Annotated in this window: 14 protein-coding genes; 5 read left to right on the top strand and 9 right to left on the bottom strand. The window is 40.4% G+C overall.

Features of this window, described 5'->3' with window-relative positions; translation table 11 throughout:
* Window positions 1-43 precede the first annotated feature (43 nt).
* The 4 genes from VB733_RS00920 to VB733_RS00935 all read right to left on the bottom strand — a co-directional run bounded on the left by VB733_RS00920 (window position 44) and on the right by VB733_RS00935 (window position 2,954).
* Complete coding sequence (locus tag VB733_RS00920; protein WP_323338238.1) at window positions 44-781, bottom strand: nucleotidyl transferase AbiEii/AbiGii toxin family protein; 738 nt, start codon at window positions 779-781, stop codon at window positions 44-46.
* On the bottom strand, window positions 766-981 hold the full coding sequence (locus VB733_RS00925) for a hypothetical protein (RefSeq protein WP_323338239.1): 216 nt from the start codon (window positions 979-981) through the stop codon (window positions 766-768). The genes VB733_RS00920 and VB733_RS00925 overlap by 16 nt, the downstream gene beginning before the upstream one ends.
* Before the next feature lie 152 nt (window positions 982-1,133).
* The gene (locus VB733_RS00930) at window positions 1,134-1,640 is read right to left on the bottom strand and encodes an N-acetyltransferase (RefSeq protein ID WP_323338240.1); all 507 of its coding nucleotides are present in this window, start codon (window positions 1,638-1,640) and stop codon (window positions 1,134-1,136) included.
* A 273-nt stretch (window positions 1,641-1,913) separates the two neighbouring features.
* The gene (locus VB733_RS00935) at window positions 1,914-2,954 is read right to left on the bottom strand and encodes a ribose-phosphate pyrophosphokinase (protein WP_323338241.1); all 1,041 of its coding nucleotides are present in this window, start codon (window positions 2,952-2,954) and stop codon (window positions 1,914-1,916) included.
* 657 nt (window positions 2,955-3,611) lie between these two features.
* Here VB733_RS00935 and VB733_RS00940 point away from each other — a divergent pair.
* Both VB733_RS00940 and VB733_RS00945 read left to right on the top strand, forming a co-directional pair.
* Window positions 3,612-5,405, top strand: coding sequence for a serine/threonine-protein kinase (locus tag VB733_RS00940; RefSeq protein ID WP_323338242.1), 1,794 nt, complete (start codon window positions 3,612-3,614; stop codon window positions 5,403-5,405).
* Between the two features lie 457 nt (window positions 5,406-5,862).
* On the top strand, window positions 5,863-8,043 hold the full coding sequence (locus tag VB733_RS00945) for a serine/threonine-protein kinase (RefSeq protein ID WP_323338243.1): 2,181 nt from the start codon (window positions 5,863-5,865) through the stop codon (window positions 8,041-8,043).
* A gap of 235 nt (window positions 8,044-8,278) precedes the next feature.
* Here the strand turns inward: VB733_RS00945 and VB733_RS00950 are convergent, their stop codons facing one another.
* From VB733_RS00950 to gyrA, 3 genes are all read right to left on the bottom strand, one after another.
* Window positions 8,279-8,617 carry a DUF4870 domain-containing protein gene (locus VB733_RS00950; protein ID WP_323338244.1) on the bottom strand — a complete coding sequence of 113 codons (339 nt, stop codon included), beginning with the start codon at window positions 8,615-8,617 and terminating at the stop codon, window positions 8,279-8,281.
* A gap of 229 nt (window positions 8,618-8,846) precedes the next feature.
* On the bottom strand, window positions 8,847-10,529 hold the full coding sequence (gene lnt / locus VB733_RS00955) for an apolipoprotein N-acyltransferase (protein ID WP_323338245.1): 1,683 nt from the start codon (window positions 10,527-10,529) through the stop codon (window positions 8,847-8,849).
* A gap of 186 nt (window positions 10,530-10,715) precedes the next feature.
* Window positions 10,716-13,352 (bottom strand): DNA topoisomerase (ATP-hydrolyzing) subunit A, encoded by a 2,637-nt coding sequence (gene gyrA, locus VB733_RS00960; protein ID WP_323338246.1) that lies wholly within the window; start codon window positions 13,350-13,352, stop codon window positions 10,716-10,718.
* 822 nt (window positions 13,353-14,174) lie between these two features.
* Between gyrA and VB733_RS00965 the strand changes: the two genes are divergently transcribed.
* Entirely contained in the window at window positions 14,175-15,092 is a 918-nt protein-coding gene (locus tag VB733_RS00965) for a histone deacetylase (protein ID WP_323338247.1), read from the top strand.
* On the opposite strand, the gene VB733_RS00970 is transcribed toward VB733_RS00965, so the two are convergent.
* A complete protein-coding gene (locus tag VB733_RS00970) occupies window positions 15,093-15,623 on the bottom strand; it encodes a GNAT family N-acetyltransferase (protein ID WP_323338248.1) in 531 nt (176 codons plus the stop codon).
* A gap of 294 nt (window positions 15,624-15,917) precedes the next feature.
* Here VB733_RS00970 and VB733_RS00975 point away from each other — a divergent pair, with 294 nt between their 5' ends.
* Window positions 15,918-16,055 carry a hypothetical protein gene (locus VB733_RS00975; RefSeq protein ID WP_323338249.1) on the top strand — a complete coding sequence of 46 codons (138 nt, stop codon included), beginning with the start codon at window positions 15,918-15,920 and terminating at the stop codon, window positions 16,053-16,055.
* 201 nt (window positions 16,056-16,256) lie between these two features.
* Here VB733_RS00975 and VB733_RS00980 read toward each other — a convergent pair whose 3' ends face one another.
* Window positions 16,257-16,406, bottom strand: coding sequence for a hypothetical protein (locus VB733_RS00980; protein ID WP_323338250.1), 150 nt, complete (start codon window positions 16,404-16,406; stop codon window positions 16,257-16,259).
* A 292-nt stretch (window positions 16,407-16,698) separates the two neighbouring features.
* On the opposite strand from VB733_RS00980, the gene VB733_RS00985 reads away from it, so the two are divergent.
* A complete protein-coding gene (locus VB733_RS00985; protein ID WP_323338251.1) occupies window positions 16,699-17,142 on the top strand; it encodes a tellurite resistance TerB family protein in 444 nt (147 codons plus the stop codon).
* Window positions 17,143-17,410 lie beyond the last annotated feature (268 nt).

Here is a 17,410-nt window from a genome sequence, read left to right on the forward strand (position 1 = left end):
TGCGAAAACCTGAAATCGCCTAAAAACTTTAAAAATTATCTGTTTATAAATCGTGTTTTTCTTTAAAAATTCTATCAATTTTAGGTAAACCAAAATCTAAGCAAAGTAAATCAATATCATCAATTATTTTACATATCCAACTTTCACTTATTTGTAGTTCTTCAAAACAACTTTGTCTATCTTCAGGTTTTTGTTGAAAAAGTGCGATCGCCTTTTTTAAGGGTCGTATAACCTCATAGGCATTTTCAGCTTTATCTATTGCCGATTGAGGTATTGGAGATTGTAATCTGAGAACAGCTAAATCTATTAAATCCCGAGATTTAACACTTTTATCTATATATCTATCTGAATTTGATAGTAGTTTAGAAGTAAAACAATCATTTAAACTTAAACATGGGACAGGAGACCAATTTGGATATCTAGGAGAGTCTAATTGAAAGCGATTTTCTGCAATAATTTCTGTTTTAATAGGGATATCTTCAACATAGACAACCATCTGAATTCCATATTGATCGGTGGTATTACGTCCTAATTTTATTTTACTTAAATCGTTAAATAATCCCTCACATCCATTATCAAATATGACCGTGCGTAAATATCTATAACCTCCATTATTAACAGAAGCAATAAAATCAATATCTACACTAGAACGATATTCTTGAAAATCTAAAGTAAGAATGGTTCCACCACCAAAATAAGCAGAACAATTTTTCAGTAGCTCACTATTTAAACATTCAAGAATTGTCAGAATTTGATTATGACGTTCTAATCTAAATCGCATAGTTCAACAACTAACCATGAGCGATATTTTCTGGCGATTTCTTTGAGAAAATTGAGTTCTTCACCTTCTAAATTATTAAATATATCGCGATATCGCCAACCCCTTTCGTAACTGCTCAACATTTCTTCTAATGTCGGTTTATAAACATCTGTGATTTGCCAAGAAATAGATTCCAAAAAAGGCAATTTTTTTGGGTACATGTCTGTTATTTGAATGTGCGATCGCTTCTTTTTTATTATGTACGAATAGAAGCTCTAATTTCCTGCCATGTCATTACATTATTAGGATTTGCTTCACTATCGGCAATTCGTCTACTAAGAACTTAATTCCCGAAGAAAAGATACTTTTTAGCTTAAACCCGCAAAAATGCAGGAGGATAAACAACCTCACCTTGATATTTCGGTTGAGAGTTTTCAAAAACCTTCACCATAAAAACATCTTCAGGAACATCAAAGGGAGATTTAATTCCATAAATAGTTGACGACACAAAACCAAAGCGATTGTAAAACAAAGGATAACCTAGCACAATTGCTAAAGCCTCACCCATAGCATCAGCCTTTTCTAAGCCATTTCTAATTAAAGCACTACCAATACCTTGCTTTTGAAATTCCGGCGTTACAGCTACAGGTGCTAGACTCAATACCCGCAATCTTTCCTCTCCAATGAGATGAATATAGCTAAACATCAAATGAGCGACTATATTATTATCAATTTCTGCAACTAAAGAGAGTTCGGGAATATAAAAGTGAGAATTACGAATTTCAGTAATTAAATTAGCTTCATTTTCTCTGCCGAATGCCAAAGTATTAACTTCCGCTATTTGCAGATAGTCTTGCGTAGTTTCCGCACGAATTTGCATAATTTTGCATAATTTTAATCAATCAGTAAACCAGAAATTTTTCTCAAGAGCGATCGCTCATTTATAGTTATACAAACTACAGTATTATGAGAATACTCGTTTTATAATTAATTCGGATTAATTCGACAGAATTAGAGAGGGGGAGGGGGGAAGTAAAGTTAAGCAAGATGAAAAAAATTTCACTCCCAAGCATATAAATAACTCTTTCCCTTTCCTGTCCCCCTTTCCTATTTTTCCCAATTAATGTAATCGCAGTTACAGTCAAAATTGAGGTTAACGGAACATACTACTTACAGAGCTATCTTCGTGTATGCGCCAAATTGTTTCCCCAAGTAGATTTGCCACCGAGAGAACCACTAACTGTGGGAAGCTTTTACGGAGGGCTTCGGGCGATGTATCGCAGCCTCCGATGGGAATTGTATTGGTGACAATGACTTCCTCTAACAAACCGCTTGATAAGCGTTCAATCGCTGGTGGTGAAAAAACTGCGTGGGTTGCACAGGCGTATACTTGTCTTGCACCCTCTTGGCGTAATAACTTGGCACCTTCGGTGATAGTTCCGCCAGTGTCAATCATGTCGTCAACCAAGACTGCGGTTTTCCCTTTGACATCGCCGATGACATTTAAGACTTCGGCAACGTTGTGTGCTTGGCGACGTTTGTCGATGATTGCCAGTGGGGCATCATTGAGCTTCTTCGCAAATGCTCTTGCTCTTGCCACACCACCAACATCAGGGGAGACTACGACAATATCCTCAAATTTTTTGCTGGCTAAATAGTCAAAGATGACTGGAGAGCCATAAACATGATCGAGAGGTATGTCGAAATAGCCCTGAATTTGTGATGAGTGCAAGTCCATCGCCAGAACGCGATTTGCGCCTGCCTCGGTAATCAGGTTTGCAATCAATTTGGCTGTGATTGACTCCCGTCCTGCGGTTTTGCGATCCGCACGGGCATAGCCATAATATGGAATCACTGCTGTTACTTGTCTTGCAGATGCCCGACGGCAGGCATCAATCATAATTAGCAGTTCCATTAAGTTGTCGTTCACAGGATTGCAGCAAGGTTGGATGAGATAAACATCGCAACCTCGAATTGATTCCTGAATTTGAACGTACAGTTCTCCGTCCGCAAAACGTTTGCGAATCATCGGTCCCAAATCCATCCCCAGATAGCGGGCGACTTCTTGGGAAAGTTGTAAGTTGGCAGAGCCAGAGAACAGCCGCAGGCGATTGTTTTCGTTTAGTCCTGTTGGCGCTGGCTGCACTTTTAAAGTTGCAGAACTAAGCACAGCAGATCCTCGATGTGCATTCATGGCAATCTTATCATCAGAAGATATTTGGCTTACTGGAGTAGAACAACTAAAAAAAGATGTATCAGTTTTTGAAGCTTTGATAAAAAATTTCAAAGTTTCTTAGTAAAACTAAACCACATCAATCTTTAAGCGCCTCTCCGACGTAACCATTGACAGCTTAACAGAGATTAAGTCTAGAAATAAGACTGATCTTTTGATTTTTTAGTTTAGAAGTAAAAATCAAGTAAAAATCAAAAACATCTTCATGTTTACTTAGTAGAGTAATTTAACCCCACTAACTTAATTTATAGCTGATCAAAAAGATTCTCAACTGAATTTATATGGAATTTTTAATTGATCGATTGATAAAGAATATGAGGATGCCGGAGTCAGTATCCTCAGTGTAGTATTCAATTAAGTGCGATCGCGTAGTTTTTCTTAGTTTTGAGAGGGATAGTCTGCCCTGTGAGAATCCTTTTCTTGTTAAGCTGAGGTGAAAATAGTATTATGCAAGTCGTTTGACTGCGACTTAGCTAGTATGGGCTACAGCAGCAACTATATAATTATCGCTATTCTATTTATGGGAGTTCTCGTTGCACTCCCGTAATTTTTGCGGATATTTTTGGGGAATTTTCCCTTCTGTTGCAATTAATGCAATTCAATTAAATCAATAGAACCATGCAACCACCCATTCCAGTCGGCACAATCCTCCAAAATCGTTACCGAATTATTAATATTCTGGGTCAGGGCGGATTTGGTAGAACCTATCTGGCAGAAGACCAGCGTCGCTTTAATGAGCCTTGTGCGATTAAAGAATTGATTCCAATTGCTGCAGGGAATAGTTCTAGTTGGGAGAAAGCACAACAGTTATTTCAGCGCGAGGCGGAAATACTGTATCAAATTCAACATCCGCAAATTCCTCAGTTTCGTGAGCGCTTTGAGCAGGAGCAAAGGTTATTTTTAGTCCAAGATTATGTTGAGGGCAAGACATACCGCACTTTACTGGAAGAAAGAAAAGTAATTGCTGGTGTATTTAACGAGCAAGAAGTTCTACATTTGTTGCGTTCTTTACTTCCCGTTCTCGAATATCTTCATAGTCGGGGAATTATTCATCGAGATATTTCTCCAGAAAATATTATTCTGCGACAAAACAATACAAATGAAGGCAGTGGGAACCGCGATCGCGAACCTGTTTTAATTGATTTTGGCGTAGTTAAAGAACTGGCGAATAAGTTACAATCCCTCGAAGGTAATACTTCGGTGACATCGGTGGGGAAATTGGGTTATGCCCCGTCAGAACAAATGCAAACAGGAAGGGCATATCCGAATAGCGACTTGTATGCCTTGGCGGTGACAGCAATTGTATTGCTGACAGGGAAAGAACCTCAAGAACTTTATGATGAGAATTTAGCCCTGTGGACTTGGCAGCGCTTTGCCAATGTCAATCCACGATTTGCCCAAATCTTGAATAAAATGTTGAATTACATACCGGGCGATCGCTTTCAAACCGCAGGCGAGGTGATTAATGCTTTAAAATTAATCGACCAGCCAGGAGCCGCCAACCCAAACCTCTCCAATGTGAAAACCATCGCTGTTGGTCGCCGTCCAGAACCCATACAATCCCCCACTAACCCAAGCCGACCTGAACCCGAAATCCGCGACCCCAATCGTTCAGTTTTAGATAATCCCCTTGCCGTTGGCGCAATCGGTGCTGCCGTTGTGGTCTTAGCTGGTTTTGGCTCTTGGGCATTAGTGAGCAACATTCGTTATCGCTCTCGAAGCCAGCAGCCAGTAGTCGCAACCTCCCCACAATCCTTTCCCTCACCTGTCATTACCGAAGCCCCAACTTCTACACCAACACCATCACCAACTATTACGAATAGCGAACCTGTAATTTATAGCAAACGTTTAATCTTTGGTGCCTCGACGACAGTCACCGTTCCCGGAAAATTACGGGCGAATGAAACAATTCAATATACCTTTCAAGGGGAAGAGGGGCAACAACTAACTGCATTACTAGCCCAAGAGACAGGTGTTTTGTTAACGGTTTTAGCCCCCAATCGTGAACCAGTCGATGCGATCGCCAAGGATGTTGCATCCTATCAAGGCACTTTACCTTTTACTGGTAAATACATTATTCAGCTAACAACCTTACCAGGAATATTGGAGCAGAACTATAGCTTAACCGTCGGCTTAGAAAAACCCCCAGTTTTAATACCGACAACGCCCCCATTGGAGCAACCACCAAACTCAGTACCAACGCCAATAGAGACAATATTACCAACAGAAACACCACCAATAAATTCACCAAACGACGAATTCCCCGTTCCCACATCAACCACAAAACCATCCAGGGAAAGTCAGCGAAAAAAACCACCTCAACAAATACCCGATTTAACAAATGAGGAAAATAAAATTTTTCCTGTAGAACCAACACCAACACCTGATACTAATTTGACAATCCCTAGATAGAAAAATAGTAAATAATACTTAAATTATGATTTTTAATACTGACTTAAAATAGGTAGATGACATCAACTTTACCTGAACTGAAGTTATAGCTAAACAATGCCCTTATACCAATTCGCAATTCGCAATTCGCAATTCGCAATTAAAAAAAACTGAGATGCAGCAAAGCTTTCAGGATTTACATCTGTATCATATTTTTCGTGAAATGGTATTAGAGACCATTCATTTATAAAGTAAATATTCAGGATAGTCGCGTAGAGAGAAACTCGGTTTCTCATCAAAAAGTCAGATGATGCTCCCTACTTAAATCCCAGAAACCGGTTTTTTGGTCTTAAAGTTTACTTTATACATAACCTCTTATTTTGAATATCAAAACAATAATAAAAAATTCGGCAATTTTGCAGTTCTATTTCCTAACCAGAGCTATCATTAACTTCTAAACAGTCATCCTTACCGGAAGATGCTCTGCTGCCTCAACCCAGATTGCCCCAATCCCATCAATCCTGACGGGAATCAATATTGCCAGAGTTGCAGCGCACCTCTGATTCCATTGCTTCGAGGTCATTATCGCGTCACAAAAGTGCTTTCCGATGAGGGAGGATTTGGCAGAACCTACTTGGCAGAAGATGTTGACAAGCTGAACGAACCTTGCGTTGTCAAGCAACTAGCGCCAAAAGTCCAGGGAACTTGGGCTTTGAACAAAGCGATTGAATTGTTTAAGGAAGAAGCCAAACGCTTGCAAGAATTGGGAAGACATTCACAAATCCCAACATTATTAGCCTACTTTGAGCAAGATAGCTATTTGTACTTAGTCCAAGAGTATATCGAAGGGCAAAACTTATTCAAAGAACTACAACAGCGATCGCAATTCACTGAAGCGGATATTCGCGAGTTATTCATGTATGTACTGCCTGTTCTTAACTTTATCCACGAACACGGAGTCATTCATCGCGATATTAAACCTCAAAATATTATGCGTCGTGCGATTCAGTACCGTAATTATCGAGGGACAAATCCACCATCCAACCCACCATCAATTCCAAGATTACACGAACCAACCTCAGGAATACCAGCACAAGGTGATATCGTTCTGATTGATTTTGGAGCTTCTAAACAACTAACTGCGACTGTTCAAAGCAAACCAGGGACGACAATTGGTTCGTTTGGATACAGCCCCATTGAGCAGATTAATGGTGGCGAAGCTTACCCAGCTAGCGATTTATTTAGCTTAGGTGCGACATCTTTTCATCTACTGACTGGAGTGTCGCCATTTCAGCTATGGACAGAATACGGATATGGATGGGTGAATTCTTGGCGACAATATCTGAAACAGCAAATCAGTCCAGAATTGGGCGAAGTCCTCGATAAACTCCTGAAAAAAGATATCAATTTACGTTATCAATCTGCGGAAGAAGTACATAGACATTTAAATTTAGGAGTAAATTTAGGAGGAGGAAACCCATCCAGATCGCAGCAAATTCCATTACCTTCCATCTCCTTGCATTCCAGCAATCATCAGCAGACACCATCACCACAACAAAACCAAGCAAACAAACCGCAGCGAAGAGCAACATTTAATCTATTACCCCCTTTCCTACGCCAACGGAGTAACCAAAGTTCAAAGTTCTTTAACTCAACCTTGTTAACTGTTGTTGTTGTTGTAGTGACTTTGTCTGGTACGCAAATTTACGGTTATATGCGCTATAAAGTGTTTCCATCAGCACCTACATTTTTAATTAGTGGTTTAGCTAGTAGCACTTTTTTACAAAAGACTCTAGCAGGACATTCTAGTTACGTGATGTCAGTGGCGATCGCTCCGGATGCGAAGACTTTAGCTAGTGCTAGTAGTGACAGAACTATTAAAATCTGGAATTTGGAAACTGGTGAGGAAATACGCACTCTCAAAGGACATACTGAAGCAGTAGTCAAAGTTGCATTTAGCCAGGATGGGAGAACAGTTGCAAGCGGTAGTAATGACAGAACTATTAAACTTTGGGATGTGGAAACAGGTGAAGCAATACGTACCTTCAGAGGTCATAGTGATGGAGTGACAGATATTGCTTTTAGTCCAGATAAAAAAACTCTTGTCAGTAGCAGTAGCGACAAAACTGTTAAACTTTGGAATCTAGGAACGGGCGAGGAAATTCGTACTTTCAAAGGACATACTAGTAGAGTTACTTCAGTAGTCTTTAGTCCTGATGGTAAAGCAATTGCCACAGGTAGCAATGACAAAAATATCAAGTTATGGAATGCTTTGACTGGTGAAGAATTACGCACTTTCAAAGGTCATAATAATGCTGTGACTCAAATAGTCTTCACCCCTGATGGCAACACTTTAGCTAGTGCTAGTGCAGATCGAACAATCAAGCTTTGGAATATCGAAAACGGACAAGAATACCGAACAATTAAGGGTCATACCGATACAGTTTGGTCGATTGCTTTGAGTTTTGACTCGACAATACTTGCCAGTGCCGGTAGCGACAAAATGATTAAATTGTGGAATCCTTTTAATGGTGACGAAATTCGCACTTTGCAAGGACATGATAGTCGTGTTTGGTCTGTTGCTTTTACAATTGATGGTAGAACATTAGCTAGTGGTAGCGAAGATGGAACGGTGAAAATTTGGCGAATAACACCGTAATTATTCTGAATAAAAAAATTAACCTGTGTCAATAAATTAATGTGAATTCGATCAACCTAACCCCAACTCCCTACCAGAGAAGGGGCTAGAAACTTAAGTGATTGAAACGGAGCGATCAACAGGTAGCAGAGAGGTAATATTTTATTCGTCTAATTCACGTCTATTAATGAGGGTTTATATTTTAATTATTAACATCACATTTTTTACTGAGTATCACAAAATTAATAAGCATCAATTAGAAAAAACGGAAAATAAACGGATAGCGAAATGGTATATTTTCGTTTTCAATTACTCTAATAATTGCAATAATTGGCATTACAAAACTTGCAATCCCTAGCAAAATTAGCAAGGGAATACCGATCGCAATCAAAATTAGGAATGCAAACACAATTGCGGCAATATAGAGATTAATGTGGAAATTGAGGGATTCTTTGGCGTTTTCTTTGACAACTGGGTCTTCACTAATTATAAATATAGCAATTGGTACACCAATAGAAATAACAGTAGAACTCAAAAATATTGACCCGTGGGATAGGGCTGATAATAGTTTGCGTTGTTGAGGTATATTTTCCATTTATACTTTCCCTGGTAGATTTTTAGATATTGTAGTCGCATCATCATTATATTCAGCTTTGCTGATAATTTGTGCTTAAAAATTCTCAGCGTCTATTTTATTTTCAGAGAATTTAATAACCTACAATTGTCGATTTGATTGGGAATGGCACGTTACGCTCTGCTAACAGCACCCTACTTTTATACTTTTGTACTTTATTTAATCCACATTCTTTAGTCTTACTGAAGTATTACTGATGAAAATCATCTTTCGGCGAGAAGATATGTAAACACAAAGCTAAAATTGATAAACCAAGTAATGACGGTGTTAGCCAATCTCCCCAGCGTACATATAGGGTTTTTGTTTGTTGTTTATAAATTATTTCGGCATGGGTTTCGTAAGTATTATGTCCTGATATCCACAGGGTTTTACCATGAGGATTTACAAAACCTGAATATCCTGTATTAGTTGCCCGTACTGCCCATCTATCAGTTTCGATCGCTCGCATGATATCTTGGGCGTGATGTTGTGCTGGCATAGCTTTGCTGTAATGGGCATTATTGGCAGCACTGAGAATAAATTCCCCACCAGCAGCAGCTTGACGACGAAATTGTTCGGGAAATGCCGATTCGTAGCAAATCCCAATTATGGCACGTCCAAAGGGAGTATTAAATAACTGGTTCGATGCACCTGGTACTTGATGCGCTTCTAGGGGTGATAAGCGATTGATGATTCCGCCTAAAATTTCTTCAAAGGGGATATATTCTCCCAGGGGAACTAATTTATGTTTGTCGTAGCGACTGAATACTTCGCCTTTACCCGTAAATGTGAACAGGCTATTGTTATAGCTGTTTCCTCTTTCGCCAAATCCCCCAATCCAAGCAACTACGCCTTTTTCGCGAATAGCTTTTACTAACGAGCCTTGTTGAATGTCGCGCAGGTAAAATGGTAAGGCACCTTCGGGTGTTAATACTGCGTCTACATTTTGCGCTGCTAAGGTTAAATATCCGTTTGTGTAGCCTTGAATGGCACGTCGAAATCCTTCTGGAAAGAGCTTAATTGTGTTGGGAATATTGCCTTGAATAATCCCAATTTTCAGTGCTGTTGCTGGTGCTTGTGGCAGAGGTCGAGAGTATAAACTATAACCAATTAGATGTAGGGTAATAAATAATCCGGCAGCAATAGTGAGATATTTAGTGAGATATTTATTTACAGGTGATTTTTTGACAAGTAGCTGAAAAGATGCGGAAGGATGGGGAGATTTGGAGAGAAACACTAAAAATGCCTCTGCAATTAAGCCATTGATAGCAACGATCGCAGCAGTAATTGCAGATGTTCCGGTGAGTTGTCCCAGGTGTAAAATTACCAAATTATACGGTGATTGGGTGTACGAAATAGAACTCCACCACAGGGGACCCAAACTCCATATTTTTTCGAGTCCACACCAAATTGCTGTCGCAATCAGAACACGTATTAAGGGGGTGAAAGCAAGGGTTTTGGATTGGGGATTTTGACTGGTGAATTGTTGATGAATCCAAAATAAACTGATTGCCCAAATAGTTACTAATGCCGCACCCCAAAGAGTAATAAAAGTCCACACAAAAAAAGCGATCGCAATACTGGCTAACCAAGGTACACCCATCCATGTCATTGGGTGAATTCCTGTAATCCAAAATAATGCAGTGCCGTGATAACCAATTCCCCAAAGCAGGGGAAGGAGTGCTAGAGAGAAAGGGGAAATATGATTTTTCCCTGCTATCCTTGGGGATTTTTTGTGGATGAGAACCAAAACCCAAAGGGGGGAAAGGGCAAACCAGGCTAAAAACCAAACGTTAAAGGGGGCGACGGTGATACCCATCAACACCCCACTAACTAAGGCAATTATGAGTTTTGAGTTTTGAGTTGCGAATTGACGTAGATTTTTTAAATTCATCACCTTTGCCAAAATAATTCGTAATTGATAATTGGCTATTCGTCATTTTAAGAGTCTTTAATTACGAATTACGAATTACGAACTACGAAATTATCTTGTTTGAGTGTGACTCTACGTCGCGAGAATGACTTGGTTAAACCAAGAATTGCGATCGCATTTACCTGTAGCCAGGAGCAAAATTACAACTTATTCCTCTTCGCGTTCTCCTTCTCCCTCTCCTTCAACCTCAATTTCTGCGGCTTCACCCGTATCTGGTGGTACAATCGCAACTCCTGTAATTGCATCATCTTCATCAAGACGTTGTACCCTCACCCCAGTAGCCGATCGCGATTGAATGGAAATTGCATTTGTGGCTTGGCGAATGATGATACCACGATTTGTCACCATCATGATTTCGTCATCACTGTGGACAATACGTAGTGTTGCTAGTTTGTCTTTACTTTTTTTACTCTTGAATTTAGTTGCCATCAAACCCTGTCCCGCACGATTTTGTAGGCGGAATTGGGCAACTGGAACCCGCTTGCCATACCCCCCTGTGGTAATGACTAATACCCAAGGACCAATGCTCGTAGTTTCCAAAACCTCCACAGTTTCTTCACCCTCGATATTCTCGATAATTTCAACTTCTGGAGCGTCAATTTCTTCGGTTTCAACTTCGGAAACATCTGCTAAGTTGTCGAGGATTGCCGCAGGTAAAATATCCATACCCACGAGTTCGTCACCTTTTTTCAACTTCATTGCCTTCACACCACGAGTTGCCCTTCCTAATGGACGCAATTGTTCGTGGTTGCATCGGAAGTGGATTGCCATGCCTTGACGTGAACCCACAAGGACGCTATCTGTAGGTTTGGCACGACGTACCCAGCGCAGTTGGTCTCCTTCCTCCAAGGAAATGGCAATTAAGCCGTTGGAACGAATATTACTAAAGGCTTCCAAGGCAGTTTTTTTAATGTTGCCGCCCTTTGTTAGCATTACCAGGTACTCTTCAGCACTAAATTCATCCACAGGAACAATCGATGTAATTTTTTCCTCCTTGGGAATTGGTAGCATTTGCACTATTGGAGTTCCCCGACTAGTGCGCGAACCAACTGGAATTTGATAAGCTCTTAAGCAGTAAACAACGCCGCGATCGCTAAAAAACAGGACGCTATCGTGATCGCAACATGTCAAGAAATGCTCGACGGTGTCATCGTCTTTCACTTTTGCTGCCGCTTTCCCGCGAGTAGCCCGACTTTGAGCTTCAAAGGTGTTGACGGGCATTCGCTTGATATAACCTTGCTTCGTGATTAAAATTATCGCTTTTTCGTTAGCAATGAGGTCAATATCATCCAATTCCCCATCCGCATGAGTAATTACCGTACGCCGAGGGGTTGCAAATCTTTCTCTAATTTGCGTAATCTCGGTTTCAATAATTTCCAGAATTCGCTCGCGTTTTGCCAAGATATCGCGTAAGTCTGCAATCAAGACTTGCAATTCTTCATGCTCAAGGCGAATTTTATCTGCTTCCAACGCAGTCAAACGCCGCAATTGCATCTGTAAGATTGCATCGGCTTGCACTTCCGATAGTCCATAGGTGCTAATCAATTCACCTTTAGCGGTGGGAGCGTCGGCTGCGTGACGAATCAAGGCGATAATGTCGTCCAGACGTGACAGCGCAATCAACAAACCTTGTAAGAGATGATCCCGTTCCTCTGCCTTGCGGAGTTCATAGCGGGTACGACGAGCGATCGCATCGATGCGGAAATCAAGGAATACTTGCAGGAACTGCTTGATGGTGAGAATTTGCGGTTCCCCATTCACCAAAGCCAACATGTTGGCACCGAAGTTGGCTTGCAGTGGGGTTTGCTTGTAGAGGTTGTTGAGAACCACACGGGGATAGGCATCCCGTTTGAGTTCAATGACGATTCGCATCCCATCGCGATCGCTTTCGTCACGAATATCGGCGATACCATCAATCCGCTTATCGTTGACCAATTCGGCAATTTTTTCAATTAAAGCTGCCTTATTAGTTTGATAAGGCAACTCGGTAATAATAATTGCTTCCCGATCTGGGCGGTTGCGCTGTTCAATGGTTTCGATATTGGCAACACCGCGCATTGTAATGGAACCGCGCCCAGTAGTATAAGCCTCACGAATTCCCGCAGTTCCTAATACCTGCGCCCCCGTCGGAAAATCGGGACCGTGAATATACTGCATCAACTGGTTATTGGTGATTTCCGAGTTGTGAATTAATGCCACTAACCCATCAATCAATTCACCCAAGTTGTGGGGTGGTATATTCGTCGCCATGCCCACGGCAATACCCGACGAGCCATTCAGTAATAGCTGGGGGATTCGCGATGGTAATACCGTTGGTTCCTGTTGTGAACCATCGAAGTTGTTGACAAAATCGACAGTTTCCGACTCAATATCTTGCAGTAAAGCGGCACTTGTCAGAGCTTGCAAGCGACATTCAGTGTACCGCATCGCCGCCGGGGGGTCATTATCCACCGAACCGAAGTTTCCATGCCCGTTGATGAGAGGCGATCGCATGGAAAAATCCTGCGCCATCCGCACCAAGGCATCATATACCGCCGTATCACCATGCGGGTGATATTTACCCAATACTTCCCCGACTACACGCGCACATTTCCGGAAGGGTCGATCCGCAGACAGCCCCAACTCATGCATGGCGTACAAAATCCGGCGATGTACAGGCTTCAGACCATCCCTGGCATCAGGTAGCGCCCTACCTACGATGACGCTCATCGCGTATTCCAGGTAAGACCTGGACATTTCATTTCGCAGGTCTGTCGGGATAATCCTCTCCTGAGAGAATGTCATAGCCTAAATAACTCCAAAATTTGCTACTTTTAGCCTTTATTACGGGAAAAAAGCAAAATTATTCCTAAGTATTTTTGAATAATTGCTATATTTTGCTACAATTCTAACATAGACTATCTTTTTTTGCCGTCAAATTTACTAATTAATATCGCAGAAAATCCAAAATAAAAATTAAAAATCAAAACCGAGATTTGGAAATAAGCTGTTAATAAGGGAGCAATAATTTATTGCAGACATTTTATTACAATCAAAACGCCTAAAAAACTATTGATTTATTAACATAATTTGGCGTAAATTGTTGATGCATTAAATATTTTTATCCGCAGTCTTTTTTTGTATATAACTCTTGTATTTACAGCTTTTGACAGCATTGTGTGGTAGAGATTAAATCAATATCTCTGATTAAAAATTAGGTTTTTAAAACAAAATTTAAACCCAGAAATACTGTTGAAGTAAGACCTTCAGTCATGGGGAGATGGTTATGCGATCGCGAAATAAAAATCATTAACCATAAAAAAGAAATTAATCAAACTAAAAAAACTACTTCTGAAAGCGAAGCTACTTCACTGTCCCCAGAGATATTAGATATGATTAAACACCCTAGCAAAATAGACCATATAATGCATAATCTGCCCCCAATGAAGTCAAAGTCAATCAAGCTTTGAGTCCCCGAAATCTTCAACACGGAGATATTTTAACTTCTTCTTCTCCCCCTCACCCTCTCTCCCCCTCACCGCGTCTCCCCCTCACCGCGTCTCCCCTTCTCCCCCTCCCTTTCCCTGTACAATTTCAATATCCTCCTACCATCCTTGAAAAAGTGACATGCTGCCAGTTATTTATTCCGACGAGTTTCTGGAACATCAAACCGGGAAAATGCATCCAGAAAGACCCGATCGCTTGAGTGCTATTACTGCGGCTTTAAAACAAGGTAAAATTGCTTCACAAATCGAGTGGAAGTTACCAACTCCCGCATCTCAACGTCCCTTGATGCGACTTCTAGAACAAGCACATGCAAGTAGTTACATTGAGAAAGTCAAAGAAATAGCAACAACTGGTGGGGGTTATATCGACAACGAAACTACCATTTCACCTCGTAGCTATGATGTTGCATTACTAGCATTGAGCGCCTGGTTAGATGGAGTTGATATTGTCCTCGAACGTGAAGAACCAGCTTTTGTCATGGCACGTCCACCTGGACATCACGCCGAACGCGAGACAGGGATGGGTTTTTGCCTATTTTCTAATGCTGCGATCGCAGCACATTATGCTCTCGAACAATCAGGAATTAATCGCGTTGCTATCCTCGATTGGGATGTACATCACGGCAACGGCACCCAAAATATCGTCGAGAATAATCCCCAAATTGAATATTGTTCGCTACACCAGTATCCATGCTATCCCGGCACTGGCAAGCATACAGAGAAAGGTTTTCACAACAACGTCCTCAATATTCCAATTCCACCAGGTAGCGATATTAGTATTTATCAACCAGTATTTGAAAGGATGGTTGTACCTTTTTTGGCAGAATTTCAACCAGATCTACTCATTGTCAGTGCTGGTTATGACGCAAACGCCAATGACCCTTTAGCAAATATTAACCTGCAACCCCAAGATTACGGGTTATTTACCGAGTATTGTTTAGGGGTGACTCGCAAGATTTTATTTGGCTTGGAAGGTGGTTACGATTTGGATGCGCTTTCACAGTCGGTTGTTGCCACAATTGAAAAGTGTTTGGTTTAGTTAGACACTTTGCTTAACAATCCAATATTCCACTACATGTAGAATCTTCCCACTCAAATTAACCTTGTCATATTCCTTAACAATTTGACCTCCTAACCTTTCGGGAATTCTCCGACTAGAGTAATTATCTCTATCAACAGGATAAACAAACCCCTCGGAGTCCAAATTTTCCTCAGCCCATTGCTTAAGTGCAGTAATTGTTTCAAAACCGTAATAATTTCCCTGGGCGGATTTCTTGAGCCAGATGCCAAATTCCGGCATTTTGGTATTAATTTTGTGAATTCCCGTACATCCCAAAAATTCTTTTGTGTCTTTTTGCAAAATTACCAGTTCTAAATTATACCCATTCCTCAATTCTTTTAAAGAATCCCGAATAAACGATTCTGTCTCAGATATGTCATTAGCAGAGCGAGGAAACATGTAAGTTGTAATTTCTGGTGTAAACTCTCTAAAAATCTCTGCTTTGTACTGCATATCAATCGCTTTCAGCACAAGCCGATCGCTAATTATTTCAATTTCCAGTAAATTCATCGTTGCTTTACTGATACTTGGTGTGACTAGATGAACTGATACATAAACTTAGAAAATACTTACCTAAGATAGAAACAGATATTACAGAATATCTATCCTAGGTCTCAATGTTTAACAAAATATCATCCAAAAGTCAGCTAATCCTGGGAAAGATTTTTTAAAAATCGTATCGTTATTTTGCTAAAGTTTTGTTAAGATACGATTACTAGCAAATTTTTAACGAAATTTGATGCCTGGGGTGTGAAGGAATAAACACATAGCCAAATACCACACAAAACTTAGGAGGATAAAAAAATGGACAATTATATTTTCTTTGGCGATGCCCTCCAGATGCTTGTAAATGCCTTTCTGGCTTCAGTAGTTCTACTCATGGCGGCTTCAGGCATTGGTTTAGCAGTGATTGAATCATTTGAAAAAACCAGCGACAGATAGTCCAGCAGAATACAAAAGTCGAAAAGCTAAATAACTAGGCATTTCCGCCTATAATCCGTACTTGATTTACCTAGCAGTGCTGTAAAACCAGTATTTCCATCACAAAGCGATTCTCATCCCAAAATACGGCTTCCGCTAATTATCGCCGTAATAAAAGTTTATATATTTCCTGTTTTGGCTGCATTGACTGCAATGCTAAATTTAACGATCGCGACTGACCAACGAAACACTACACAATGCGATCACATCATCTTGTTCATGACGGTACACATGGTATTTAGTTGTACTGCCTGTAATTACTCTTTGGAAACGATATCTTTGAGCCTGGAAACGTAGAGAAGTATTTGACAAAGTTTTGAATGCAAACGTTGGCAAGATATCAACAAGACATCGGTAGACTCACAAATATTTGACTTGTATGTGCTGAAACCCATAACCTTTCTGGCGTGGGCAGAAAGTTGACAACTAACATGTCATACCCATATCTAAATCTCTATACTGAGACTCTAGTGTTACTTTTTACCAAAATCAGGGAATACTGAGATTAATAGAAAAGCGACGTTACACGAGTTACTATGCCTACTCGCAGTTTAACTAGTGCAACATCATCTCTAAATATTTCCAAACAAAGGATAACACTAAAATGGGTTTATTTGACAAAGTGCTAGGTAATCATACGGTTAAAGACGCTCTCACCCCGGCAGAAGCTTTTGCTGCCATAACTTTATCAGCGATCGCATCTGATGGATACCTTTCGGACGAAGAATCACGGGGTATTTCCCTAGCATTATCAAGGATGAAAATGTATCGCAGCTACCCGAATGAGGTGATGCAGCGTATGTTTGACAAGCTTTTGGGAATTTTGCGGCGTGAAGGAATGAATAGCTTGTTTGATAGTGCGAAAGATTCTTTACCCTATGAAATGCGTGAGTCAGCGTTTGCAGTTGCAACTGATTTAATTCTGGCTGATGGTGTTGTCGCTCCAGAAGAACAAGAATTTTTAAATGATTTATACCAAGCTTTGGGCTTAGATATTGATGTTGCCACACGTATTGTGGAAGTAATGCTAATTAAAAATCGCGGCTAGATTTTTCTCAAACTTTCTCCCTAATGTCGAAAGTTGTGAAAACAGCAGTAAAAAAAGAGGAAATATGAGGAAATATACAGTTTATCTGATGTAAATAACATGTCATTAAATCTGTGATGTGCTTATCCCCGACTGTTTTCAAGTTGGGGATATTTTTCGGTAAACAGATCATAAAAATATTTTCTGCGATCGCGTTAAATATCTAAAATATCGTTTCTCCAAAATCCGGCAACCCATCTCCCCATCTCCCCATCTCCCCATCTCCCCA

Origin of the sequence: Calothrix sp. UHCC 0171 (assembly GCF_034931845.1) — a bacterium.
Classification (GTDB): domain Bacteria; phylum Cyanobacteriota; class Cyanobacteriia; order Cyanobacteriales; family Nostocaceae; genus Brunnivagina.